Source organism: Nostoc sp. 2RC (genome assembly GCF_014222165.1).
In the GTDB taxonomy this organism is placed as follows: Bacteria; Cyanobacteriota; Cyanobacteriia; order Cyanobacteriales; family Nostocaceae; genus Nostoc; species Nostoc linckia.
This window is the reverse complement of sequence record NZ_JACKZU010000805.1, coordinates 1-428: the sequence shown is the minus strand read 5'-3', so window position 1 is coordinate 428 and position 428 is coordinate 1. Positions and strand designations below refer to the sequence as shown.

The 428-nt window shown below is 32.7% G+C and carries 1 protein-coding gene; it reads left to right on the top strand.

Translation table 11 applies throughout. The features are described from left to right. The coding region (locus tag GNE10_RS35065; RefSeq protein ID WP_311774917.1) for a CARDB domain-containing protein at positions 1–428 on the top strand (428 nt) is incomplete at both ends.

Genomic DNA, 428 nt, shown 5'->3' with positions numbered 1-428 from the left:
GTAGGCAATTATTATTTGTTATATCAAGCTGATGGTAATAACAATATCGCCGAAAGTAATGAAAATAATAATATTGTGGCTAAAGCGATCGCTATTAAAAAAGCTGATTTAATTATCCAAAATGCTGTTAATCCCAGTGTAGGGTCAGTGAGTGAAAGTATTGAAGTCAGCTATCAAGTGAAAAATCAAGGCACGGGTAGTGCAGGCTATCAACAAACAAAGTTTTATCTTTCAACAAATACAACCTTAAGCAACGATGATATCTATTTAGGTTCTGATTATCTCAGTCCAATAGCTGCGGGTGTTTCTAGCGGTTCAACAACTACAATTAACATCAATAATAGTATTGCAGTAGGCAATTATTATTTGTTATATCAAGCTGATGGTAATAACAATATCGCCGAAAGTAATGAAAATAATAATATTGT